The organism is Paraburkholderia sp., from assembly GCF_026225065.1.
Taxonomy (GTDB): Bacteria; Pseudomonadota; Gammaproteobacteria; order Burkholderiales; family Burkholderiaceae; genus Paraburkholderia.
This window is the reverse complement of sequence record NZ_JAMFSB010000175.1, coordinates 1-24,908: the sequence shown is the minus strand read 5'-3', so window position 1 is coordinate 24,908 and position 24,908 is coordinate 1. Positions and strand designations below refer to the sequence as shown.

At 59.8% G+C, this 24,908-nt stretch carries 23 protein-coding genes; 7 read left to right on the top strand and 16 right to left on the bottom strand.

The window, feature by feature from the left end:
* Positions 1-11: 11 nt before the first annotated feature.
* Positions 12-2,378, bottom strand: a complete 2,367-nt coding sequence (locus M0954_RS13075) for a GNAT family N-acetyltransferase (protein WP_297353642.1) — start codon at positions 2,376-2,378, stop codon at positions 12-14.
* Positions 2,379-2,655: 277 nt separating this feature from the next.
* On the opposite strand from M0954_RS13075, the gene M0954_RS13070 reads away from it, so the two are divergent.
* Together M0954_RS13070 and M0954_RS13065 are read left to right on the top strand one after the other, a co-directional pair.
* The gene (locus M0954_RS13070) at positions 2,656-3,525 is read left to right on the top strand and encodes a LysR family transcriptional regulator (RefSeq protein WP_122157567.1); all 870 of its coding nucleotides are present in this window, start codon (positions 2,656-2,658) and stop codon (positions 3,523-3,525) included.
* Between the two features lie 138 nt (positions 3,526-3,663).
* On the top strand, positions 3,664-4,032 hold the full coding sequence (locus tag M0954_RS13065) for a hypothetical protein (RefSeq protein ID WP_123386795.1): 369 nt from the start codon (positions 3,664-3,666) through the stop codon (positions 4,030-4,032).
* An 8-nt stretch (positions 4,033-4,040) separates the two neighbouring features.
* Here M0954_RS13065 and M0954_RS13060 read toward each other — a convergent pair whose 3' ends face one another.
* Positions 4,041-4,175 carry a hypothetical protein gene (locus tag M0954_RS13060; RefSeq protein ID WP_297353640.1) on the bottom strand — a complete coding sequence of 45 codons (135 nt, stop codon included), beginning with the start codon at positions 4,173-4,175 and terminating at the stop codon, positions 4,041-4,043.
* 144 nt (positions 4,176-4,319) lie between these two features.
* Here M0954_RS13060 and M0954_RS13055 point away from each other — a divergent pair, with 144 nt between their 5' ends.
* A complete protein-coding gene (locus tag M0954_RS13055) occupies positions 4,320-4,913 on the top strand; it encodes a hypothetical protein (RefSeq protein ID WP_297353639.1) in 594 nt (197 codons plus the stop codon).
* A 54-nt stretch (positions 4,914-4,967) separates the two neighbouring features.
* On the opposite strand, the gene M0954_RS13050 is transcribed toward M0954_RS13055, so the two are convergent.
* Entirely contained in the window at positions 4,968-6,569 is a 1,602-nt protein-coding gene (locus tag M0954_RS13050) for a peptide chain release factor 3 (RefSeq protein WP_123386793.1), read from the bottom strand.
* Positions 6,570-7,021: 452 nt separating this feature from the next.
* Between M0954_RS13050 and M0954_RS13045 the strand changes: the two genes are divergently transcribed.
* Both M0954_RS13045 and M0954_RS13040 read left to right on the top strand, forming a co-directional pair.
* Positions 7,022-9,076, top strand: coding sequence for an alkyl sulfatase dimerization domain-containing protein (locus M0954_RS13045; RefSeq protein WP_123386792.1), 2,055 nt, complete (start codon positions 7,022-7,024; stop codon positions 9,074-9,076).
* Between the two features lie 33 nt (positions 9,077-9,109).
* A complete protein-coding gene (locus M0954_RS13040) occupies positions 9,110-9,643 on the top strand; it encodes a hypothetical protein (protein WP_297353637.1) in 534 nt (177 codons plus the stop codon).
* Between the two features lie 123 nt (positions 9,644-9,766).
* On the opposite strand, the gene M0954_RS13035 is transcribed toward M0954_RS13040, so the two are convergent.
* The 8 genes from M0954_RS13035 to M0954_RS13000 all read right to left on the bottom strand — a co-directional run bounded on the left by M0954_RS13035 (position 9,767) and on the right by M0954_RS13000 (position 16,951).
* On the bottom strand, positions 9,767-11,158 hold the full coding sequence (locus M0954_RS13035; protein ID WP_297353635.1) for an MFS transporter: 1,392 nt from the start codon (positions 11,156-11,158) through the stop codon (positions 9,767-9,769).
* Between the two features lie 124 nt (positions 11,159-11,282).
* Positions 11,283-12,722 carry an NAD-dependent succinate-semialdehyde dehydrogenase gene (locus M0954_RS13030; RefSeq protein WP_297353634.1) on the bottom strand — a complete coding sequence of 480 codons (1,440 nt, stop codon included), beginning with the start codon at positions 12,720-12,722 and terminating at the stop codon, positions 11,283-11,285.
* The gene (locus tag M0954_RS13025; protein WP_297353633.1) at positions 12,719-13,756 is read right to left on the bottom strand and encodes an aldo/keto reductase; all 1,038 of its coding nucleotides are present in this window, start codon (positions 13,754-13,756) and stop codon (positions 12,719-12,721) included. The genes M0954_RS13030 and M0954_RS13025 overlap by 4 nt, the downstream gene beginning before the upstream one ends.
* Positions 13,757-13,820: 64 nt before the next feature.
* Positions 13,821-14,345, bottom strand: a complete 525-nt coding sequence (gene fae / locus M0954_RS13020) for a formaldehyde-activating enzyme (protein WP_122157554.1) — start codon at positions 14,343-14,345, stop codon at positions 13,821-13,823.
* Between the two features lie 607 nt (positions 14,346-14,952).
* Positions 14,953-15,243, bottom strand: a complete 291-nt coding sequence (locus M0954_RS13015; RefSeq protein WP_122157553.1) for an H-NS histone family protein — start codon at positions 15,241-15,243, stop codon at positions 14,953-14,955.
* 191 nt (positions 15,244-15,434) lie between these two features.
* Positions 15,435-15,662 carry a hypothetical protein gene (locus M0954_RS13010; protein WP_122157552.1) on the bottom strand — a complete coding sequence of 76 codons (228 nt, stop codon included), beginning with the start codon at positions 15,660-15,662 and terminating at the stop codon, positions 15,435-15,437.
* 384 nt (positions 15,663-16,046) lie between these two features.
* Complete coding sequence (locus M0954_RS13005) at positions 16,047-16,319, bottom strand: hypothetical protein (RefSeq protein ID WP_122157551.1); 273 nt, start codon at positions 16,317-16,319, stop codon at positions 16,047-16,049.
* A 95-nt stretch (positions 16,320-16,414) separates the two neighbouring features.
* Positions 16,415-16,951, bottom strand: a complete 537-nt coding sequence (locus M0954_RS13000; RefSeq protein WP_122159390.1) for a BON domain-containing protein — start codon at positions 16,949-16,951, stop codon at positions 16,415-16,417.
* A 172-nt stretch (positions 16,952-17,123) separates the two neighbouring features.
* Here M0954_RS13000 and M0954_RS12995 point away from each other — a divergent pair, with 172 nt between their 5' ends.
* Positions 17,124-18,524 carry a GntP family permease gene (locus tag M0954_RS12995; protein WP_122157550.1) on the top strand — a complete coding sequence of 467 codons (1,401 nt, stop codon included), beginning with the start codon at positions 17,124-17,126 and terminating at the stop codon, positions 18,522-18,524.
* 148 nt (positions 18,525-18,672) lie between these two features.
* Here M0954_RS12995 and M0954_RS12990 read toward each other — a convergent pair whose 3' ends face one another.
* From M0954_RS12990 to M0954_RS12980, 3 genes are all read right to left on the bottom strand, one after another.
* Entirely contained in the window at positions 18,673-19,137 is a 465-nt protein-coding gene (locus M0954_RS12990; protein WP_133893793.1) for a protein-tyrosine-phosphatase, read from the bottom strand.
* A 90-nt stretch (positions 19,138-19,227) separates the two neighbouring features.
* Positions 19,228-19,944: a carboxypeptidase regulatory-like domain-containing protein gene (locus tag M0954_RS12985; RefSeq protein WP_297353632.1), complete on the bottom strand. Its 717-nt coding sequence runs from the start codon at positions 19,942-19,944 to the stop codon at positions 19,228-19,230.
* Entirely contained in the window at positions 19,941-22,355 is a 2,415-nt protein-coding gene (locus M0954_RS12980; RefSeq protein WP_297353631.1) for a YjbH domain-containing protein, read from the bottom strand. The genes M0954_RS12985 and M0954_RS12980 overlap by 4 nt, the downstream gene beginning before the upstream one ends.
* Positions 22,356-22,976: 621 nt before the next feature.
* Between M0954_RS12980 and M0954_RS12975 the strand changes: the two genes are divergently transcribed.
* Positions 22,977-23,897 carry a beta-1,6-N-acetylglucosaminyltransferase gene (locus M0954_RS12975; RefSeq protein ID WP_133893796.1) on the top strand — a complete coding sequence of 307 codons (921 nt, stop codon included), beginning with the start codon at positions 22,977-22,979 and terminating at the stop codon, positions 23,895-23,897.
* A 77-nt stretch (positions 23,898-23,974) separates the two neighbouring features.
* On the opposite strand, the gene M0954_RS12970 is transcribed toward M0954_RS12975, so the two are convergent.
* Both M0954_RS12970 and M0954_RS12965 read right to left on the bottom strand, forming a co-directional pair.
* Positions 23,975-24,595: a class I SAM-dependent methyltransferase gene (locus tag M0954_RS12970; RefSeq protein ID WP_123386780.1), complete on the bottom strand. Its 621-nt coding sequence runs from the start codon at positions 24,593-24,595 to the stop codon at positions 23,975-23,977.
* Between the two features lie 24 nt (positions 24,596-24,619).
* Positions 24,620-24,908 (bottom strand): hypothetical protein (locus M0954_RS12965; protein WP_297353630.1); only part of this gene is annotated, 289 nt, incomplete at its 5' end.

Below are 24,908 nucleotides of genomic sequence, written 5' to 3'. Positions count from 1 at the left end.
CAGCGAATCCGCTACGCCGCCGCTTCCGCCTCATCCAGCGCCATCCTGAACCCCACCACGCCCGGATCCTCGGTGTGCGTCACCGTAAAACCACAGGCTTTGGCCAACGCGATCATCGGCCCGTTCTCGCGCAGCGCTTCGCCGACCAGCCAATGCGTGCCGCGCGAGCGCGCATACGCGATGATCCTCTCCATTAGCAGCGTGCCAAGGTGCCGGCCCTTCTGATCGGAGCGTATTGCCACCGCGAATTCAGCGGTTTCGTTATCGGGATCCGCCACCGCACGCACCACCCCTAACGTCCGAGTGAAACCTTCCTCGCACGGGACCGTCGCGATCAACGCCATTTCGCGGTCGTAATCGATCTGCGTCATGCGCGCGAGCTGCGAGTGATCGAAGCTGCCCACCGCGCCAAAAAAGCGCAGACGCAGATCGTCGGGCGTCATCGCTTCGACGAAGTCATGATGCGCGGCCTCGTCTTCAGGACGAATGGGCCGTACCGTGATCCGCAGACCATGCCAGTCGAGCGTCTCCTCGTAGCGGCGCGGATACGGCATGATCGCAAGCCGGCTGCGCTTGGCGCCGAGCCGGATAGACGGCGCAACGACAGTGACGTGCTCGCGGAATACCCGCAGCGCGAGCTTTAACCCGACGATCTCGCGCACATCGCACACCGCTTGCGAGAGTGCCGTAAAAGCCGCCAGCACTGGCTCGGGCGCGGCGACCCGCGCGTACGGAGAGCGGGTCACCATATCGCGCGCCAGTATGGGATTGAGCGGCGGCAAGCCGAAGACCTGCAGCGGTGCCGACACGCCATCCGTCGATGGCGTGGTGAAGCGAAACACCGGGCCAAAGTTGTCGTCGTCATGCAATTCGACGTCGATGTCGACAATCTTGTCCAGCGTCGCCTCGAGCGGCTCGACATGCAGTCCGAAGTGCGCGAGCAGGCAGGCCGCGGGTTTCTCCGTAAGTGTGTCCTCGCCTGCAGCCAGTGCCGCGCGCGCCTGCGCCTGAGCGGCGTCGATCTCGGCGGGAATCTGCGCCGGCAGCCCTTCCGGTGTTTGCATCAACAACTCGCGCCCAAGCCGGTAATCGACCAGACGAGCGAACGCTCGAGCGAGGCGCTGCGGCGTCGTATGCACCGGAATGCCCTGCGCATGCAAAGCATCGCGCGTCGCCGCGTCCACCCCGCCGAAGAAGCACGCCAGCAAGCCGCGATACGCGAACCGTTGATTCGCGATCAGCGCCTGCGCGACCTCGCCGACCGGCGCGTTATGCGTCGACGCGTGAACCACGAACGCCGTCCCGGTTGCCCGATGCTGCGCGAGAACCTGCAACGCCGTGCCGAAATGCTCGGCACGAGCATCGTCGCCGAGTAGCAGTGGGTTGCCTGCGACCGCGCGCGGCAACGCCTCGGTGACCGCTTGTACGGTTTCTGCGGGCCACTGCGCGAGCGTGTCGCCCGCCGCAGCGAATGCGTCGCAGGCGAGCGTCGCAACACCGCGATCGCTGGTGATCAGCGTCGCCGTTGCTCCGGCCGCCACGCGGCCCACACCGAGTGTTTCGATTTCGTCGAGCAGGTCGTCGAGCGAGTCGACGCGCACCATCCCCGCGCGGCGGAACGCTGCCGTGTACAAACCATCGGCGGGATCGGCGCGTCCGGAGCGCAGCGCCAGGACTGGCTTGTTGCGAGCCGCCGCCCGCGCCGCCGACATGAACTTGCGGGCCGCGCGGACCGTATCGAGTTCGAGCAGGATCGCGCGGGTGCCCGGATCGCTCGCCAGGTAATCGAGCACGTCGCCAGCGTCCACGTCCGCCTCGCCGCCGAGCGCCACCGCGTGCGAAAAGCCCAGCCCACGCGCATACGCCCAACCCAGCACCGCATTGGTCAGCGCATTGGACTGCGAGACCCACGCTACCCCACCCGCCTTCACGAGACGCGACGGCGCGCCCAGATGCGCCCGCAGTGCCGGCGAAATCACTCCGAGACTGCCCGGTCCGACGATGCGCAGCAGGTGCGGCCGCGCCGCCGAAAGCGCGTGCCTGAGCGCGGTGCGGTCCTCATCCGTGTGGACTTCGCCGACGATGATCGCGGCGCGCGTACCCAGACCGCCGAGTTTGTGGATGATGCCAGGCCAGGTCGACGGTGGCGTGCAGATCAGCGCCACCGTAGGGGCCTCCGGCAGGTCGCCGGCATCCGCCACGGCGGCGTGGCCGTCGAGTGCGTCGTATTTCGGATTCACGGGCCACAGTGGGCCGTCAAAGCCGCCGCCCAGCAGGCTCGTCCACACCATCGCACCCGTGCTGCGCGGCCGTCGAGAAGCACCGATCACGGCAACGGATTTGGGTCGAAACAGCGCATCGAGATTGCGAACGGTCACCGGACACTCCGCGAGTCGAAAGAGGGTGCGTTCAGGAGCAACGCGCATCCCCTCAGGATAGGCGATGCCGGCGCCGTTGTGCGGCGCGTCGAGTCAGGAAAGCGCATCGACGGCGCACACCATCCGACGTGTTCCCAGCTGAGCGAATTTTGTTGCCTGCCCCCGCTCAAAACGTCGTCCGAAATGCGACAATCCAAGCCGTGACAATCATCGCGGACGGCAGGACCGCGCCAACCCGGCGCACCAACGGACGACCAGAAAAACGGAAGGTGAAGTTATGCGGCGCTTGCCATCGCTGATTGCGTTGCGCTTCTTCGAGGAGACGGCACGTCATCTGAGCTTCAATCGCGCGGCGAGCGCCCTATGCGTGACGCAGGGCGCCGTGAGCCGGCAGATCAAGATACTCGAGGAGTCACTCGACGCGAAGCTGTTCGAACGCGATCACAAGGGTATCCGCCTGACCGCGGCAGGCCTGCAGTTGTTGCCGTGTGTGTCGGAAGCGTTCGATACGATCGAGCGCGGCACGCGTCAGATCACCACCGCCAAAGGCCGGCGTCGCCTCGTGCTGTCGGTGCCGCCTACCTTCGCGACTCAATGGTTCTCGCCGCAACTCGGCTCGCTGGCCGTGGAACTGCCCGATGTCGAACTGTCCATCCGCACCGAACCAACCGAGGATTGCCACTGCAATATCCGCTTTGGACGCGACGCGCTGCCGGACGCGCATTCCGAGTTGCTGATGACGGAACGCCATACGTTGGTGGGAGCGCCGCAACTGCTCGGGCGCCCGCTCGACACGCTGCTCGCAACGATGCCCGCGCTGCATGTGCTGCACAACGAAACGCGGCTCGATCTGTGGCCGAACTGGCTCGCAACCGCAGGCATGCCGGCGCACTACGCTGAGAACGGCATCGAGTTTTCGAATCTGGAGCAGGCGATTCACGCCGCGCGCAAAGGCGTGGGACTGGCCATCGTCGACCGCAACATGATCGTCGAGGAACTGGCGGACGGTAGCCTGGCGCAGATCTCTGGGATCGAGGTCAGTGGGCCGTTTGGGTATTGGCTCGACATCGCGCATCGGCACGAGGCGCTCGAGCATGTGCAAGCGTTTGCCGGATGGTTGCGGGAAGAGGTTTTGAAGATGGGGTGAGAGCTTGAGGCCGGTGGTCGGAAAACCCGTCGCTACTCTCCACACCTTATACTTTCATTGCCGTCTATACAGCGGCAGTGGGGTTCGACGGCCTGATCTGTCCAAGGTCGCCCAGAGCCCTGTCCAAGGAAGCCAATCATGAATGAAAGCAAACCCCGTCTCCCAGAAGCACTGGAAGCACCCGCCAGCGATCAGCTGCTCGATGGCATCCTCGCAAAGGCCGCCAGCGCGGCGCAGCGCAACGCGGAACAATTCGCCAAGCTCGTCGCACTCGCGCGGGCCATCGAGCAATGCAATTCATCGCCGGCCGCGCGCGCAAAGATGCTGTTCCGCTTCGAAGAACTCGCCAGCGGCGCCGAAGCCGAGGCCAAGCTCGACGCAGAATTTTTCGAAGGACTACGCGACGGGCAAGTCATGAAGCAGCAATTGCGTCGGGAACACGAGCAACGCGAAGAGCCTGCTCCCGAGGTCACGATTCTCGCGCCGTCTACAACGACGAAACACTGAGGGCCGCGTTACATCGCCTTCTTGAACGGCGCGCCCGAATGCTCGCGCAACTCGTTGAACACGATCTTTGGCCACGCCTTCTGCGCAGTTCCGCCGCTTTGTCGCATGTCACCCGGCGCGACAATCCACCGCGTGAACCACATTCCGATTCACGTAGACTTGCCGGTCTTCGTCCGTGAACGATGATTTCCGGCGGACAAGGATTGGCCAATCATACATATCATGATCAGGAAGGCCGATCTCAAAATAACTGCTAAAGATAGTTCTGCGAATCGAGGTTCCGACACATGCACCGAATGGAAAAGTCAAACAGAAGTTTTGCCGGCAAATTGACGCGCCCTTCACTGGCCATTGCTGCGTTCGTACTGTCGGCATGCGCAGGTGCGCCTCAAGTTGACGTACAACGCGAATCACCGAGCGCTCGTGGCACGGCAGCGGACACGCCTGTTGCATTTCAGCAGCTCGACACGATGCAATATCACGCATTCGTTGCTAATTGGGACGATGCGAAGCATCCCGTCAATTGCGCTGTCATGCGCTCGACTTCTGACTGGAAGGCAATCATGCATCCGGCGCCAGTCATGTCCAATCAGGCTCAACAGTTCGCGCCACCGGACTCGTTTTTCGAGACTAGGCAGATCCTGATGGCTGCACGGGTGACGCCTGCGCCAATAGGAGATGTGCGTCCTTTCAGCATCAGCCAGGTCACGCGCCAAGGCGGCAACATTGTCGTCGACTACGGATATCAGGTCCCTGCACCAGCGGGGAGCTCACAGATCAAGACCTACTTCCTGGTGACCATCCCCAAGGTGACACCTGCCATCGCGGAGGTTCGATTCGTCGAAAACGGCCGATCTGTGTGTTCCGTGCCGCTCGATTGACACAGGTGGACGCCGTGCGCTCACGAGATACGCGCACGGCGCCCAAAGGCCGCGTCACATCGCCTTCTTGAACGGCGCGCCCGAATGCTCGCGCAACTCGTTGAACACGATCTTCGGCCACGCCTTCTGCGCAACTTCAATCTCGGAGATGTGTGAGGCCAGATAAGTCGGCGCGTTCGATGCATCGAACGCAATCCGAGCCGCATACGCATCGGTGAAACGACGCAATTCAGCCGCGTCGTCGCAAGTCACCCAGCGCGACATCCGATAGCGGGCCGACGCCATCCGCACATCGACCTTGTATTCGGTCGACAAACGGTGCGACACCACTTCGAACTGCAGCTGGCCAACCGCGCCCAGAATCATCAAGCCGCCACCCACCGGGCGAAACACCTGAATTGCGCCCTCTTCGCCGAGTTGCTTGAGCGCTTCGCCAAGTTGCTTGGCGCGCATCGGGTCCACCACTTCGACCGTCTGGAAGATTTCCGGCGCGAAGAACGGCAAGCCGACGAATTGCAGGATCTCACCTTCGGTCAGCGTATCGCCGAGGCTCAGCGTGCCGTGATTCGGGATGCCGATGATATCGCCCGGATAAGCTTCGCTTACGGTCTCACGACGTTGCGACAGGAACGTCACCACGTTATTGGCGCGGAACGTCTTGTTCGAGCGCGTCACCTTCAGCGCCATGCCGCGTTCGAAATGCCCGGAGCAGACGCGGATAAATGCTACGCGGTCGCGGTGCGCCAGATCCATGTTTGCCTGCACCTTGAACACGACACCGGTGAATTTCGGCTCATCCGGCTCGACCGACCGCTGCACCGCCATGCGTGCCGACGGCGGCGGCGCCAGATCGACCAGCGCGTCGAGAATTTCCTTCACGCCGAAGTTGTTAATGGCCGAGCCGAACAGTACCGGCGACTGCTGACCGGCGAGGAACTGCTCGCGGTCGAAATCCGGCGAGGCGCCGGTGATCAGGTCGATTTCTTCCTTCGCCTTGACCCAGGCATGGCCGAAGCGCCGTTCGCCTTCCTCGTCGCTGAGCGCGTGCAGCGTTTCAACCTCGCCACCCGCTTTGTCCTGCCCGGCGCGGAACAGCCGCACCTGGTCGTGCTGAAGATCGTAGACGCCCTGGAAGTCCTTGCCCATCCCGATCGGCCACGTGAACGGCACGGCGGCGACGCCCAGATGCTGTTCGATTTCGTCGAGCAGTTCGAGCGGCTCGCGCACTTCGCGGTCGAGCTTGTTGATGAAGGTGACGATCGGCGTCTTGCGGCTGCGGCAGACCTCGAGCAGCTTCAGCGTTTGCGCTTCGACACCGTTCGCGCCGTCGATCACCATCACGGCGGCATCGACCGCCGTCAGCACACGGTAGGTGTCTTCCGAGAAGTCCTCGTGGCCCGGGGTATCGAGCAGATTGATGACGGCGTTGCCGTACTCGAACTGCATCACCGAGCTGGCCACCGAGATGCCGCGCTGCTTTTCGATCTCCATCCAGTCCGAGGTCGCGTAGCGATTGCTCTTGCGGCCCTTCACGGTGCCGGCAATCTGGATCGCGCCCGAAAACAGCAACAGTTTCTCGGTCAGCGTGGTCTTGCCCGCGTCCGGGTGGGAAATGACCGCGAACGTGCGGCGGCGTTTGAGTTCAGAGACTGACATCGGATCGGGCGGTCACAGATAGAGGTTCAAGCGGTATACGGGGCATCGCCGGCGCAGAACCGCGCAGGGAACGAATGATACACGTCATGGGAAACGACGCAGAGAAACGGGGGTGGACATCGCGGCCGGTCCGCGGCTGCGATCGTGACGCGGCCACGAGTCAACGCGGACGCTAATCATCAATGTCCTGACAGGCAGGACAGATCGATCCACAAAACGAGCGAATCGAAAAGGAAATGGTGGTCTAAGGTATGGCGTCCTTGAGAGAACGGGAGCGATTTACTGATGGATCAGAATTTCGCCGGAATTACCGACAGATGAAAGCAAACATCTTCATTGCGGATTTTTCATTCGTCACCTAGGATTAATCGCGGTGATTGAAGGGCCCAACGATCACTAACCCCCATTGGCTTTTCGCCTATGGGACCTTCGGAAAACCTGGAGGCATGTGTATGTCCGACGATAACAATCCGGCTTCCTCGGCTAAACGTAGAGAATTTCTAAGAGGTGTCGCCACCGTTAGCATTGCAACGGGTTTCGGTGCAGGGGTGGGTGAGGCGTTGGCGCAAAGCCCCGCAACGCCTAAGCCAACCGGAATTGGTGCGAAACCGCCGACCAAAGCAACCCGGGAAGCCAATGCGGTTTACGCAAATCAGTTAGCATTTAACGACACGCAGGATTTCCAGGACGCCACGCGCGGCCTTATTGCTACATTACCCGATCCCGGCATTATTCCAAGTTCTAAAGGCGGCGCCGCGTGGGATTTGGGCCAATTCGCATTTATTACAGGCGGACCAGAAAACAACGCACCAGACTCGGTTAATCCCAGCTTATGGCGAAATGCCAAGCTGAATATGAATCACGGATTATTCGAAGTCGTCGATGGCATTTGGCAGGTTCGCGGTTATGATTTATCGGTGATGAGTATTATTCGTGGCGATACTGGTTGGATTGTTATCGACCCGTTAATGACCGAAGATGCTGCCGTGGTTGTATGGAAGCAACTGGTTATTCCACACCTGGGCGATCGCCCGATTACTCATATCATTTATACCCACAGCCACGCAGACCATTACGGCGGCGTTCGTGGTGTGGTCGACGAAGCAGATATCGCGTCCGGCAAGGTAAAGATCTACGCGCCGGCGGGCTTCACTGAAGCCGCGGTGGGCGAAAACGTGATTGCCGGTAACGCCATGAGCCGGCGGGCCGCCTACATGTACGGCAATTTGCTGCCGAGGAGTCCAACGGGCGTGGTAGACGGCGGGTTGGGCAAGACGACCTCTATCGGCGCGATCACGCTCATCGTTCCGACCGATTTCGCCAATTCGACTGGCCAGAAGCTGACCCTGGACGGTATCGACATGACCATCATCATGGCACCGGAGTCGGAAGCGCCGTCCGAGTTCATGTTCTACATCCCGAAATTCAAGGCCTTCTGTGCAGCGGAAGACGCCACCCACACGCTGCACAACCTCTATACGCTGCGCGGCGCGAAGGTTCGCGATGCGTTGCTGTGGTCGAAGTACCTGCAGGCTGCCATCGATATGTTCGGCGGCGAAATGGAAGTCCTGTTCGCCTCTCACTACTGGCCGACCTGGGGCAACGAGCGCATCGTCGACTTCTTGCGGGCGCAACGGGACATGTACCGGTATCTGCACGATCAGACCATGCGGCTCGCCAATACCGGCCTCACTCCGCTGGAAATTGCCGACGCCCTGCACCTGCCCGATAGCCTCGCCAAGCATTGGTACTGCCGCAGCTATTACGGCACGGTCTTTCATGACCTGATCGCACAGTACAACCTGCGGCTGGGATTCTTTGACGGCGTGCCCGCTAACCTTCACCGGTTGCCGCCGGTCGACAACGGCAAGCGTTATGTGGAGTTCATGGGTGGCCCGGCGGCGGTGCTACAAAAGGCACAGCACTATTACGACAAGGGCGACTACCGTTGGGTCGCCGAGGTGGTAAACCACGTGGTCTTTGCCGACCCGGACAACGTGTCCGCCAAGCACATGCTGGCCGACGCCTACGAGCAGATGGGCTATCAGGCCGAATCAGCCAGCTGGCGCAACTTCTATCTCACTGGCGCAATGGAGCTGCGCAACGGCGTGCACAAGGTGCCGTTCGGCAGTTCGCAAAGCCCGGACACCATCAAGGCCATGCCTCTGGAAATGTTCCTCGACTACCAGGGCGTGCGCCTGAACGGAGCGCGAGCGGCCGGCAAGTCCATTACCTTTAATTTCGTCATGACCGACACGAAGGAAAATTATGTGGTCGGTGTTGAAAATTCCGCCTTGCATTATTCCAAAGGTAAAACTTCGGATACAGCGGATGCTTCGGTGACGATGTCACGCAGTGATCTTAATGAAGTGATGATGGGTAATACGTCGATGGAGAAACTGGTTATGGCTGGTAAAGCCAAGATTAGCGGGAGTGCGCCGAAATTAGGTGAATTTGTCTCCTGGCTCGATAATTTCGACTTCTGGTTCAACATCGTTACACCGTAAAAACCCACTAGCCCTAAACACGGAATCAAGACGATGTGTGCAATCTGCGAACTGAAGATTGAATTTAATATCGGGCATCCTCAGGCGCTCACGGTAGCCGTTGCGACGCGGGAAGCAATGGATACCGGAGCATTACGGGAAACGCAGGCCGACGGTGCGTTAAGCAACATGAAGCTGCGAATGGCGGCTATTGACGCGCTCAAGGGTTTGCAAGACCGGCTGGAAGACGCCGTGCCGGTTACGCAGTTAATGGCGCTGCCTGACTTTTACGTGCTGCTGATTGAAATCGGGACCTGGGGATTTTTCCATGCCACTGAAACCGGCTTCGATCCCGACATTCAGCCCGAACCGCCCGATGTGACCTCGGAAAATCAGGCTGATCGCGATGTGGTGTTTGTTTCATCCGAAGCAACGATGCGGGCCATTACGAATGGAAAATTAAACATCGACACAGCGTTCGACGATAATCTGCTCATCCTGGACGCAAGTGAAACCCATACGAAACTACTGCGATCGGTGCTTGATCGTGCGTTTCCTGTAGAAAGGAGCCGAGCAGTTAATTTCTAAAAAAGATACGTTGCTGGAGTTTGTTTCTATTTCATCAGCATTGCTGTTGCAGGATATGGCCGAACATTTAACGTTCGGCCATATTTTTAGGTGCGATGGATTTTGTCGGAAAGCAATGCAACGTTAGGCGCCGCTCGCCTCATTCAACGTCAGGTGCTTGGTCTCCGGTGCCCATGCGATCGACACCACCATGCCAACCAGGAGTACGGCGGCCAGGACCATCATGGTTGCGTGAAAACCCAACTGTGCGATGCCCAGCGGCAGCAGAAAGGTCCCCACTGCCGAACCAAGCCGACTACAGGCAATGGCGAGACCCACACCACATGCCCGCACTTCGGTGGGAAAGCACTCTGGCGGAAACACACCCACCAGATTCGAGAACGCCGACATGGTCAATGTGAAGATCGCAAACGCCACGATCATCGCAATCGTCGATGACTCCGGCAGCAGACTCAGCGCCACCAGCGACAGGCAAGTCACCGCGAACGAGCCAATCAGAAACACACGACGCGGCAGCACGATGGTAAGCCAGATGCCGATCAGCGCCCCCAGCACGAGGAATCCATTCAGCAGAAGATCCGCGCCAGAGCCGTCGTTCAGATGGATCGCCTTGAGGATGGTCGGCAGGAATGTGTAGACCGCGAAATAAGGAATCACCAGGCACACGAAGAATGCGCAGTTGAAGAACGTGCGGCGAATCAGATCCTGTTTGAACAGGCGCGCGAACCCGCCTTTCACGCTACCGTGATCGTCCGCACCGTTGCCGTCGAGCGTCACGTTCGGGCCGAAGTGCTTGAGCAGGACGGCTTTAGCCTCCGCGATACGCCCTTTACCATGGAGCCAGCGCGGCGACTCCGGCGTGCCGACACGCAATACCAGGACGATCAACGCGGGCACGCCCGCCGAGGCCAGCAACCAACGCCACGCGTCCGGTGAAGCGTGTGCGTACTGCATGCCAAGTACGTTCGCAACGACATAGCCGACTGTCCACACCACACTGAACGAACCGAGCAGGGTCCCACGATGCTTTCGCGGCGAGAATTCGGCCAGAATCGCATGGCCAACCGCGAAGTCCCCGCCCATGCCAAATCCGATCAACACCCGCAACGCGCACAAATGCGCAGGCGAGCTCACGTAGAACTGCGCAAACGCGGCCGCCGTGATAATCAGAAAGCTCAGCAAGAAGATTTTCTGGCGGCCCATGCGATCCGATAGCCATCCAAACACGAGGCTGCCCAGAAAGATGCCCATCAAAGCGGAGCTGCCAATCATGCCCATCCAGAACGCGTCGAGCGGCATCTGGCGATTCAGCGAAGCAAGAGCATAGCCAATCGTGCCGAGCGCGTAGCCTTCGGTGAAGTGCGCACCGAAGGTCAGGCCGGCAATCTTGAAGTGGAACGCGTTCAGTGGAACGTCGTCGAGGGGAATGCCATCATGTGCGGACGCGGTGCGGTTTGCACGAGGCGACGTTGAGGCAAGGTCAAGTGCACTTACCTGGATATCCTGAATACTCACGCTGTCTCCTTCTTGTTCGAGCAGCCGTGCGCAGCCAGCCTGTTGCCGGGAATCGCGCACGGTACTGCGTCATCCGCTCCGCGCATGCGCAACGCGAAGCGGACCGTTACGGGTAATGCGACGATCAGCGACCGAGGCCGCCCATCATCATGTACTTCAGTTCCATATACTCATCGAGCCCATACTTCGAGCCTTCGCGGCCCAGACCCGATTCCTTGACGCCGCCGAACGGCGCCACTTCGGTCGAGAGGATGCCTTCGTTGACCGCCACCATGCCGCTTTCCAGGGCCTCGGCGACGCGCCACGCCCGGCCAAGATCGCGGGTGTAGAAGTACGCGGATAAACCGAACGGGGTGTCGTTAGCCGCTGCGATCGCCTCTTCCTCGGTCTTGAAGCGGAAGCAGGCGGCGACAGGACCAAAGGTTTCTTCACCAGCAACCAGCATCGATTTAGATGCGTCGATCAACACCGTCGGCTCGTAGAACGTGCCGCCGAGCGCGTGACGTTTCGCGCCCGTCAGCACCTTTGCACCCTTCTGCAAAGCATCCGCGACATGGGTTTCCACTTTCTTCAAGGCAGCTGCATTGATGAGCGGACCTTGTTCGACTTCGCCTTCCAGCGCATTGCCAACACGCATCTTCTGCACGGCTTTCGTCAGCGCCTGGGTGAACGCGTCATAGACGCCGTCCTGCACGTAGAAGCGATTGACGCACACACAGGTCTGCCCAGTGTTGCGAAACTTTGAAGCCATTGCACCTTGCACGGCGGCTTCGATGTCCGCATCGTCGAACACGATGAACGGTGCGTTGCCACCGAGCTCCAGCGAGAGCTTCTTCAGCGTATCCGCGGATTGCTTCGCGAGCAGCTTGCCCACACGCGTCGAACCGGTGAACGACAGCTTGCGCACTACCGATGAGGCCGTCAGCGCGCTACCAATCGCCACTGCATCGCCGGACACGATGTTGAACACGCCAGCGGGAATGCCGGCCTGTTCCGCCAGCACGGCCAAGGCGAAAGCGGACAGCGGCGTTTCCTCGGAGGGCTTGAGAACCATCGTGCAGCCCGCCGCCAATGCCGGGCCTGCTTTACGCGTAATCATCGCGAGGGGGAAGTTCCACGGCGTGATGGCCGCGACGACGCCCACCGGCTCACGCGTCACGATAATCTTCGCTTTCGGATTCGGGCTCGGAATCACATCGCCATAGGCACGCTTCGCTTCTTCGGCGAACCACTCGAAGAAGCTCGCCGCATAGCCCACCTCGCCGCGTGCTTCGGCAAGCGGTTTGCCCTGTTCACGCGACATCAGTTCAGCGAGCGCATCGCGGTTCTCGAGCATCAACTCTCCCCAGCGCTTCACACGCGCACTGCGCTCCTTTGCGGTCAGCGCGCGCCACGCCGGGTAGGCGCGTTCGGCGGCGGCGATCGCCTGGGTAGTTTCAGCGGCACCGCCTTTTGCCACGTTGGCAATCAGCGCGCCGGTAGCCGGATTCGACACGGCATACGTCTCAGCGCCTTGATACCACTCGCCATTGATGTAATGGCCTGTACGGAGAAAATCGCTCATGCTGCTTTTTCCAGGGTTTGGGCGAACGCCGCTTGCGCCAGCCGCGGCTCGCGGGCGATGCGCTTGCCTGCCGTGTAATCGTTGATCAGATCGCAGGGCGTGTAGTTGCGTTCGAGTTCGAAGAGTTCGTCGGCGGAGAGCTTTGTGTCGAGTGCGGCGAGGGCGCTATCGAATTGCGCGGGCGTATCCGCGCCGACCAGCATGCTTGCCACGCCACCATGATTCAACACCCACGCCTGGGCGATCTGCGCGGCGGACACGCCACGCGCTGCGGCCACTCGCGCTACAGATGCAGCAATCTCACGCGACGCCGTATCGCCGTACATTTGCGCGGTGAAGAAATCAGTCTGATTGCGCGTCGAATTCGGATCGCTCGTAAGCAGACCACGGGCCAGCGGGCTAAACACCGAGACGCCCACGCCCTGATCGCCGCAATACGGAATCATCTCGCGCTCTTCCTCGCGATATGCCAGATTCAGTTGCAACTGCATGTTGATTGGCTTGTGCCAGCCGTTGCGTTCGCATACCTGCATGATCTTGGCGAACTGCCACGTGTACATCGTCGACACGCCGATATAACGCGCCTTGCCGGCACGCACGATATCGTTCAGCGCACCCATCGTTTCTTCGACCGGCGTATTCACGTCGAAGAAATGAAGCATGTAGATATCGACGTACTCCATGCCCAAACGCTTCAGCGAACCATCGATGCCATCCATGATGTGCTTGCGCGAATGACCGCCGGCGTTCTGATACGTGCCCATGTCGTAGCCGACCTTGGTGGTCACGACAATCTCTTCGCGGCGAACGATGCGCTTAAGAATGCGGCCCACGACTTCTTCACCGACGCCGGTCGAATAGAAGTCTGCAAGGTCGATGAAGTTGACGCCTGCTTCGAGCGCGTGGCGCACGATCGGCTCGCTTTGCGCTTCGTCGAAAATCCAGGGCTTCCAGTCGGGCGTGCCCATGTTCATCGTGCCGAGGCATAGGCGTGAAACCTTTAGACCCGATTGGCCGAGGCGAATGTATTCCATTTTGTTTGTCTCCTGATGGGGGCGGCGCTCGTGGGGCGCGAGCGGCAGCGCGCCAGTTAGCGTTTTAGCGTTGCTTCGGCGTATAGAACGGGTTCGACACGTCGCGCGCGGCGGCAAACACTTCGTCGCGATGCGGCAGGCCCTTCATCGCGGCGAGGATCGCGTTCTTGCAGGCGCGGTAGTTGTTCTCGAACACGGCGTCGAGGTCGTCGGTCTTCGGGTTGACCCAGTTCGCCGACACGACAACCCAATCGTTTTCCGCTTCCGGCGGCAGCGTGCCGTTCTCGAGCGATTCGGCCACAGCCTTGGCGATACCCGCTTGCGAAGCACCCCAGGTGGCGTTGCCATGGAAGTCGCCTTCGATCTGCGCCTTGTTCACATACAGCGTGAGCGGCTTGGTCGGGATACCCGGACGGGCGATGACGACGAACGGTGCGTGACCCGCAGACGGCGTCGACAGCGCGGTGGCGAACGCCTGGCCCGCCGGGCCATTGCGCGGGCCGACCAGGACGTTGATGTGCGCGAGGTTCACGCCCGGGCCTTCGAAGCCCTCGCCGATAAAGAGTTGCTTGTCTGTCGTTACGCTCATGTCTGTTCCCATCAAGGGTTAGGTGGATGAGCGGATTGTGCTATTCGAGATGAGCGACCATGAATCGATGTTTTTTGATCCGGGGTATGAGACGCGCTCAACTCCGGGTATACGTGCCCTCTACTGGAAGCGCGTACCCAGGCGTTGTCCGAGATTTTCGAGCGCCAGGTCAAGTACCTCTTCCTTAAGGTGAGGGTTTTCGGGACCTGCGCAGCAAACAGCAAAAAGACCGCTTGAGGTGATGGCCAATCTCATTGCGCGTGCACCGAACGTTTTGGACGCTGGACTAGTTCGAAACGAAGTGAGGAGAGCAAAAGAGCGTGTCGGACACCATTCATTCGCCACAGAAAGAGCGATGAATAAATCGCGAAAAGCCTTACTGGACAAGGTTTTCCGACCTCACAACCACAACGCCGGCGCTGACTTCAGATCGATCAAGGCTTGCGCGATTACACCGCGAACCTCTGGCGAAACCGGTTCGCAAAGGCCCACGGCGGCGAAACGCAAAATGCAGTCATACCTGGAATCAGTGGCTGCGGTAAAACGCAAAGGTGAGGGTTTTCGGGATCATCGCGGCGGTGCGGAAAATTCTCACCGCCGCTTCACTTCACCCCGAGATCAGGAAGCGTTCTCGATTCTTACCCGCCAGCCAGGCCGGCGAACGCCCCCGGCCACTCCAGGTTTCGCCGGTCTTCGGGTTGCGGTACTTCGGCGGCAACGGTGCCTTCTTCAGCGCGGCACGTTTGCTCGAAAAGCCAAGTTCCTCTGCGGTAATGCCGTATTCCACAATCTTCTGCTTGATATCGGCAATCGCCTGCTCAATTTCTTTTTCGCGAGCAACCGCGACTTCCTTATGCAGTTTTTCGAGCTGCGCAGTCAATTGTTTGTAAGTGGCCATGAAGAATCGCCTCCAGTTGGTTGGATAACTGCAGTGTGACCCTATCAGACCTAAAAAGTGCCGGGTAGCACCGCCTATCTGTTTTCGGATTAAATGCGTGTTAAACGCACCCTGAGTCTGCAACCCGGCAATCACCTGACCAGCATCGGTCAGCAATGGTACGTAACGTTAAGTCATCTTCAGCAATGACGTTACCGCACATTGCCTGACGCGAGCACTAATCTTTCCCGTGCCTCGAGCACGCTTAACGCGACATGGAGCCGTCTGACCCGGCTCACCATCGACGGCACCAATGCCGCGTCCGACACCGACTTGAGCCGGTTGCGCCAATACGATAGCGGAATGCCGTCCGCGGCGGAAATCCGCGTAATCACGTGTTCGAGATGCAGAATGTCTTTTTCTAATTGATGGTGATTCATTACGTCTCCCCCGATATGCCCAGGTACTATGCGACGTTAAAGCATGAAGCGTGCCGTGCAGGGCCTATCGATAGAGCAACGACGTAATAGATCGTAAGGCGAAGAGGAATAGCTGCGATAAGATTCCTTGTGTATTCCTGATTCCTCGGGGGAAAGCATTCATAGATTCGCAAAGCGCTCATGGCATCGCATCCTGAGCGTCGCGGCATATGGAATTAAGCCGCGGTCAATACGATCGCTTTGCGAGTCGCATTTTATGAAGCGGCGTCGGCGGCCCCGGATTGGCACGCGGCAATGGAGGCGCTGCGGGTCGGGCGCCGCCCGAACCGCCTACAAGCCGCTTGCCGCTGCATTTCGCCCCGCGTCTTCCGAACGAACCGCTCGCTACTGGGCGCCCGACCTCGCCGGACACGCGTAGATCAGGCTGTGCGTGCCATTGTCATTCGACTGACGCACCACGTCGAACTGGCCACCGCAACTGGCACGCGCCTGCTGCGTGCACGAATCGGAACCCTCCGGACACTGGACCAGCGTAGTAGGCCGGCCGTCAGGCAAGAACAGCGGCGGACTGCTGCTGCAGCCGGCCAGCGCCGCAAGCAAGGCAAGCCCGGAAGCCGCGCCAAGCGCCGCACGTTTCGCGCGGATGACATGTTGCATTCGAGCAGAAAATGAGTAGCTGCGTTTCATTGAGGACCCCGGTCCCTTTTTAGTTCTTTAACCCAGCGATTGTGCCATGCGCGCGCTGCACTGCGTCACTTGGGAGCCGTGTCTTCGTCGGGGTGGCCGTTAGCTGGGTCGTCCGGCGCAGCAAGCGTCTTGTAGGGAAGCGGACCGTGCGCATCCGTGCCGACGCGCATGAAAACCTGCTCGACATCGGGAATCGCCTCGAGCTGCTGTTGCAGTGCATGACGATCGAACGAGCGCGGCGCGCAGCCGTCGACGTAGACGAAGCGACGCTGCACCGTGATCCAGATACTTGTGCCGTCGAACGCATGGGGATCGGCGAAATGTCCATGAATCGCGTCGGCGATCGGTGCGTCGTACAGGTACGAGTTCGGCTTCGAGCACTTATGCGCGAGCCAGCAGGTTGTCCCGCGCTCGACCCGGTAGTGAGCATCGCTCTCCATCTGCGCATGATTCATCAGCGGCCCCAGCGGCACTGGGCAATCGGCAAAGCCCTGCGAGAGCGCGAAGAACGGATCGTTGTACCAGTTCTTGAGGTCGCTCTGCTGCGCATGCAGCGGTATGCCAAACAGGAACAGCAATGTGGCGACAGGCCAGGTCTTCATCGCACCTCCGACTGCTCCGATCGTACTAGCGCTTTCATTGCGCAATTCCCGCATGTTGCCGGGCCGCGCGCGCGGACACAAGAGAAGTCACGCGTCCTGGTCCTCCATAGAAACCATTCGGTACAATCGGTCGCATCGGTACAAGTAGAACAACCCAGCTTTCGGAGACTCAATGTCCTTTGTCATCGTCCTCGCCGCCCTGGCGTTCCTGATGCTTGCCGCATATCGCGGCTACAGCGTGATTCTCGTCGCGCCAATCGCCGCCCTGGGCGCCGTCCTGCTGACCGATCCGTCGGCGGTCGCGCCGGTGTTCTCCGGCATCTTCATGGACAAGATGGTCGGCTTCGTGAAGCTGTACTTCCCGGTATTCATGCTCGGCGCCGTGTTCGGCAAAGTCATCGAGCTGTCGGGCTTCTCCGAATCGATCGTCGCCGCTGCGATCCGCTATATCGGCCGCTCGCGCGCCAATGCGGTGATCGTCGCGGTCTGCGCACTGCTCACCTACGGCGGCGTCTCGCTGTTCGTCGTCGTGTTCGCGGTGTACCCGTTCGCGGCCGAACTCTATCGCCAAAGCAATATTCCGAAGCGCCTGATGCCAGGTGCGATCGCACTGGGCGCATTCTCCTTCACGATGGATTCGCTGCCAGGCACGCCGCAAATCCAGAACATCATCCCGACCACCTTCTTCAAGACGACCTCGTGGGCGGCCCCGGTGCTCGGTACGATTGGCTCGGTGTTCATCATCGTCGTCGGGTTGACCTATCTGGAATGGCGCCGGCGTGCGGCGATGGCGAAGGGCGAGGGCTATGGCACGTCGCTCGTCAATGAGCCGGAGCGCGTCGAATCGAAACAGCTGCCAAATCCGCTGCTGGCCGTTGCGCCGCTTGTGCTGGTGGGTGTGGCGAACTTCGCGCTCACCAAGCTGATCCCGGACTGGTACGGCGCGTCGTACACGATTGCGCCGGAAGTACTGCCCGGGATTCATGCGCCTGTGACGACATCGATCAAGGCCGTCGTCGGAATCTGGGCTGTGGAAGGCGCGTTGCTGCTCGGCATCGTGATGGTCATGCTGACCGCGTTTCCCCGCATGCGCGAGCGCTTCGCCTCCGGCACCAAAGCAGCCGTTGCGGGTGCGTTGCTGGCCTCGCTCAACACGGCGTCGGAATATGGCTTTGGCGGCGTGATCGCAGCGTTGCCCGGCTTTCTGGTCGTAAGCGATGTGCTCAAGAGCATTCCGAACCCGCTCGTCAATGCCGCGGTGTCGGTCAGCTCGCTCGCGGGGATTACCGGTTCGGCATCGGGCGGCATGAGTATCGCGCTCGCCGCCATGTCGGATACGTTCATCAGCGCGGCCAACGCGGCGCATATCCCGATGGAAGTGCTGCACCGGGTGGTGGCGATGGCGAGCGGCGGGATGGATACGCTGCCGCACAACGGCGCGGTGATTACGCTGCTGGCCGTGACGGGGTTGACGCACCGTGAGTCGTACCGCGAGATTTTCGCGGTGACGATCATCAAGACCCTGGCCGTGTTCTTTGTGATCGCGGTGTACTACACCACGGGGCTGGTTTGAGTAGAAGGCAAAGCTGACGCCGGCACCTCCCGCCGGCCAGCCTGATCGCAACGGCCCGATTGGCTAACGCCAACCGGGCCGTTTTCATTTTCAGAAGAACATATTGGGGAACGCGGTTTTGTCTCAAGCGATCCTCATTCGCAAATCTTCATACGTCATAGGTCGCCTCCAGATAAGCCGCTTCCATCCTCAACCTCGACATATGCCACGCCCAACGCTCCGCTCCCTCCCGGATGTCGAGCAGCGCCGCGGCGTGATGAGCACGACCGTTCACGCAAGGTTCCGGCACATCGCCTTCCTCCAACAAACGAAAGGTCTTGCCATGCGCTGGTGGAAAACGGCGCTCAATCGTGAGTTTCTGCCGCGAGGTCATCACGAGAATGAAGGTCGCCGCATCGATCATCCACGGGGTAACAGCGTGAGCACGGTGATGTCGAATATCGAGGCCCTCGGAATCCATCAAATCCACGGCCTCGCCGTTCGGCGGCGCTCCCTCCACGACAAACAACCCTCCGGACAGCACCCGGGTACGGGGCAGCGCGCGGGTGAGCAGCCCCTGCGCCATCGGGCCACAGCAGACATTTGCTGTGCAGATCACAAGAATGGTATCCATCGGCCAGTCGAACTCCTGAAGGACGATTAGCTTGCTGAAGATGTCGATGCGGCCGCCGCACGTTAGCGTGGCGGCGGTGTGGCCTCGCGCTTAGGTACTGCTTCCGGTTCCACCCGTCGGCGTCGTACCGCCGCTAGCACCTTTACCCACTGCTGCGCCTGCCGCCGTCACCGTCGCGAGCAGGGTGGCGGACGGCGACCCGTCGCTATTGATAGCACCTGCGGCCTGCAAAGCATCGAGCTCCGAGTCGATACCCGGCTGACCCGGTGTGAACGACGCCGTCAAAAACGAGGTAGTCGAGAGCGAAATGCCATACGTCTGCTCAAGTATCTGTACAACCGCAGTTTCCGCGCTGGCGATCAAAGCGCTGTTGGTCAACGCACCCTGATACGAAGAATTGCTCGTGATACCGGCGAGTAACGCCGGCAACGTCGTGCCCTGCTCCGCAGCGATGTAGTCGAGGAGCAATTCGGTCAACGGTGTCACGTTGAATGTCCCGGCCCCCGAAGCAAACGAGTCAACCGTCACCGCGCCGCTAGTTGCGGTAATCGCGCAAGGTCCGTCAAAGCTGAACGTCGCGGAATACGCACCGTTCGCGTCGGTTGTGGTGTTTCCCGAACCGTTCTTGCAGGTCAGCTTGACCGTTGCATTAGCCAACGCTGCGCCAATCGCTGCCGTCCCACCAACCGTGCCAAACGGTGGGTTTCCGCTTGAGCCACCGCCACCGCACGCCACAATCGTACTGGTTAGGAAAGCTACAGACCCGAATTGCAGCGTGCGCCGCATTGAGGCGTTAAGAAGTTTCATTCATTTTCTCCAGGAAAAGGTAATGCACAATTGACAGAACCAGGTTCTTGGTCTGCTGTTTCGTGTCGAGGCTCGTTAGCCACGCCCGCAAGGCACCGTGAGCGCGCCGTCTTTGACACGCTCGCAGCCGAGATTGACCCGCCTTGGTCGTGTACCCCGCCAGCGGGTTTCGCGTAACGCAAATAGGCGTCACGCATGCGGTAAAGCTGCGTCGAGAAGTACTCGCCGCTAAAGCGGCCTTGATTCAACAGATACTGTTGCGCGCCGTAAGCGAACGTGACGTTCTCGGCCGCATTGCCTGGCAGATAATTGGTGGAACCCACACGCGTGCGGAAGTCGAGCCCAAAACTCTCGTCGCCATACAACTGCGTGATGCCAGGCTTCATGCCTTGACGCGGAGTCAGCGGGAAACTCACCGTGGCGCCAACAAAGCTGCCAAGGCCGCTATGTTCTGCGTGGACACTGAACGAGACGTCATCGAACCAGCGCGTGAACGTCACCAACGGCCCCTTGTCGCCACCCACATAGCGCGCAACGCCCGCCTCGACCCAGACGTTCCAGTCCGGCTCGACCCAGCGATAAGTCAGCACCGCATTCTTCTCGGTCGGAACGGTGTCGTCGCCAGGTTCGTGGTGCAGGCCCGCCAACAGCAAACGAACGACATCCGGGCGACCAGGTACAAACGCCGTTGTTTCGTTCTCCACACCCACGTAGTCGAAATCAAACTTCCCGATCGCCGCCACGTTGAACACACCCGGCACTATCCAGAAGCTTTGAGCCAAAGCTGCCGATGCGAGACCGCCGCGCAGGCGGTAATCGCTATAGACATGCCCGTTATCCAGGTTCTCGCTGTTGAAGAGTGGCGCAATGACGCTCGCGTACAGCTCAGCACCTCGCCAGAGAGGAACGAACCCTTGCACGTTGGCCCCGACCGAATAATCGAAATTGCCGTACTCGGTGCCGTACAGATATCGCGTCACGGGCAAGATCTGAATGCGACTCAGACCGTGCGAACTCTCGTTGCCAGACCACGCCACGGCGCTCGAGTTGTAGGTTGGGCGCATGCTCATCGTAAGCGTCGCCCCCGCGGCAGACGCTGCACCACCGGCCATAAACCGGACATAGGCGTCCCGGTCGACACTCACCTCGCCCAGCGGTTGGTCCGCCTTCTTGATGATGGCTCGAACGCGCTGGATGTCGCGCGGCGCGCTGGAGCTGGCGACACCGAGGACAATCCCGAGCGCATCGGCCTCGTTCTGGTTGTAACGGTGATTTTCATACTCGACGATCAGGTCTCGTCCGGCGACCCCGACACGTACGCGCTCAAGTCCTGCTTCGATCAGCCGCTGTTTGATCGTGTCCAGCCCATTCGCATCAAGCGCCTCGGGCAAGCTGGGCGAAGCCGTCGTCCCGGCCGCCGCTACGTTCTCAGCAACGAGGAGCGACGGCGATGCGAGTTCAGGTACATAGTTGATCGGCGTTGTGTCGAGGGGACTGGTCGGGGTCGTCGAGGCCAGAATCGGTGGCAGGCCGGTAAGCATTCTGGTGCGAGGGACATCTGCGGGAGCGATGTCGGCGTCGGCGTTGGTATCGATCGGAGCGGCCGTCGACTCGTCACACAAACCGCTGTGGCAGCGCGGTGCGTCAAAACGCTTACCCAGCGGAATCTGGATAGCGATCGATACCGAGGTTCTGGGCGTTACACCATCAGTACTCCGCATCGAACGCATGACCGTACCGACGATGCTCGCATCTGCGAGCCAGCGTATCTCCGGCGAGTGATAGCGGACGCCGGCATACGGTGTCTTCGAGTCGTCTTCGGCAAGCAGCGAGAGTCCCGTGTGCCACACCGACAGTTCCGCGCCGCCGAACACGCCATCGAGGCGGTCACCCTGACCATAGCCGAGTGTGAACGTAGCCGGGCCAAGTTCCTGAGAAACGACTCCGTATTTCGAGCGGAAAAAATGCGTCTGGCCGCCAATGTCCGTCATGCCAAACGCAATGGCCGGCTGATACTGGAAGAACTGGGGCACTTCCACTTTCAGATCGCCCATCAGATGCCGTAGAACGAAATGATCGGCGCCAGAAAACGGCGCGTGCACATCCCCCGGATAATTCGCAAGGCCACCAGAGACTTCGACATAAGGCAATAGCCCGACGCCGCCCCAGTAGACCTGACTTCCCGTCGCCACATTTCCGTAGCGCGGGTCGATATAGTTGTTGTATTGAGCTTCGACGGTGCCGGTAGGCAAGACGAAACCGTATGGAATCACCAGTCCGCCGCTTTGGCCGAATGCGTTGAGAGCCGGGTCTGCCGACCAGGCCGCTGTCGAAAACGCCAATGCCGCGCCAAGCGCAATGGTTTTCGGCCCCCGAGTCGCCGCTGGTAGAGCGCACAATCGTTTAAGCATGATTTTAGTCGTGGCGCTCATGGGCGCTTTTCTATGAATAGAACGGTGGCGAAATGGCAGACAGCCCGCGTCGTCATGAAACCCCGGTCGACATGGCGAGCATCAACGCAATCAACGCTGGCGCTTACCCCTCGCCTGGCGTCTTGCAAGAGGGCGTATCGCCCTCACTCACTTCCCCGTTGCCAAGCCGCGCCTTCAAGAGGTCGTCCATTGCCGTTCCTGTTTTTATTAGTGGTACTTGTGCACCGCGTCATTCGAGAGCAACTAATGTGCCAAAAATTGCAAAGGCGATAGCGAACGCCGTTTTGCGGACTGACGCGCGTCAGTGCTATGTCCTGAGGAAAGAGGTGGATCTTTAGACGCTGTGTGGCGATGCGGGTGAGGTCGAAATGGGCCGCGCATTACGTAACGTTCCCCGTTACGGGCGGTAACACGCAGGGAACATGGCTCACGCCGTGGATGCTTCCAATGACCTCGCGCGCGATCCGCTGTCGATGATGTTGTCCTAACCGTCGCCAACGTCGTTGGCATAGATCTCGCTGAACCCGTTCACCGGCTCGAAATCTGGCGGCCGCCGCTACCACCGCAACTACCATTGCCTCTTTTCAGAAAGGCTAAACGTTGAACATCGCTTTCATGATCGTCGCGCACCACCAGTTCGCTCACCTCGATCGACTGTTAGGCACACTAAAAACTCGCGACTCCACTTGCTATTTGCACGTTGACGCTAAAGTGGCAACACTTCCGCACCTGCGCAACGATGCGGTGCTAACCGCTAAAAGATTTGATGTGCAATGGGCAGGCTTCTCACAGGTAGAGGCGACCCTGGAACTGATGCGCACCGCTGCAAAGTGCGAAGCGCACGACTACTTCATTCTCCTTAGCGGTGCCGACTACCCACTTAGGCCGATTGCTGAGCTGTCGGCGTTTTTGTCGAAACATCAGCAAGACTGCATCAACCTGACCGAGTTCGGGCGCCTGGGAAAATCGATCGATCGCGTGGTGATTCCGTATCTCGAACGAGGCGGCGGACGCAATACAGGACTTGGTGCCTCGATGAGCCGCTACGCCAATCTCTTCTTCCGACTGGTGAACCGGCTTGTTGGAGCGCGCCGCAAACTGCCATGGGGCTTCGAAGAGCCCGACTTTCTGGCAGGTTCGTCCTGGTTCGCACTGAAGAAAGGCACCATCGTGGCGATCCTGAACTTCATCGATCAGCGACCGGATTTTGTCCGCTATTGCGCACGCACCAGCTTTGCTGACGAGTTTTTCTTCCAGACCATCTTGCGCCAGTGCGGCCTGGACAAGAACTGCCGCCCCAATCTGCACTACACGGACTGGGACAAAGCTGCTCCGCCCTATCCAGCGGAACTGACCGGGATACATCTCGAAGATCTGGTGCGGGGGTTCGTTCGCGAAGACGGTTATGGTCCGCAACGGCCTGCGTTTTTTGCGCGAAAGTTCGGTCCGCGGTCCAGCGCATTGCTGGAGCTTCTTGACGTGCAACTGGCCGCGCAGTCCCTCGCTGGTGTAGAGATCTGATCCAGTTCAAGCCTAGCCGGGGCCGCGCCAACGCGGTTTCCAGGCCGGGCTCGGCCCATCGCTACCTCACTCGAGGATCACTGCCGCGAGTCGAAGATAAAAAACCGGTGATACGGATTGTCGTGCACGCGATAGGTCTTGCTGAGAGCGCAAATCTTCGAGAAGTCGCCAACGATTTTGTCCAGCGAATAATCGCGCTTGTTGACTTCCCAATAGTGCTCGCCATCGAATTCATGCGCCCGCGGAGCCGAAAACGGCTTGGGGAGCAAAAAGTTGATGGTTCCGACCTTCGGGATCTGGAAGGAATAAGGCCAGACTGCTTTGGAGTCTGGAAGACTGATCACGACATTTTTTCGGGTGACACGCGCCATCTCTCTAAACGCGTCCAGTGCATCCGCATAAGGCAGATGTTCGAGCATCTGGAAGGCGCAGACGGCGTCATACGTCTTATCCGCGAACGGCAGCGCTGTTGCCGAACCGACGTAGTCGGGCATGAGCTCCGGATCTAGATCGACGGTCTCAACCTTCAGCCCAAAAACAGAAGCGGTGTTTTTGAATACGCCGGTTCCAGGACCGATCTCGAGTACATGTTCTGGAGCGAGCTTGATTATTTCATCCAGTTGATGCCATACGCTGCTCCAGCGCCTCTTATCCATGTATTGGCCAAAGACATAGTGTGAGCGGTTAACCTGTTTCATTGATCCTCGCTGTTTTTATTTATGTCAGATGTGTTGCAGGATGCCGAACTTCGACGCGAGCGAATATGGATAACGAACCATCTTCTTCGCGAGTGCCCTTAGCAGCCCCTTCGCCGTGGCGTTATGCAGCAAACCATCTGGGTAACAATATTTCCTCAACACATCTAGCTGAATAGACTCTTGCACTGTCAACTGGGCGAAGAACGCATCCATCTGTACACCTGCTGTCTGCCGCCCATACCCCGATCCTTTTGGGTGCAGGATCGTAATCGACAGGTCGCGCAGAACCAGCAGGTTGTTAGCCATCGAGTAG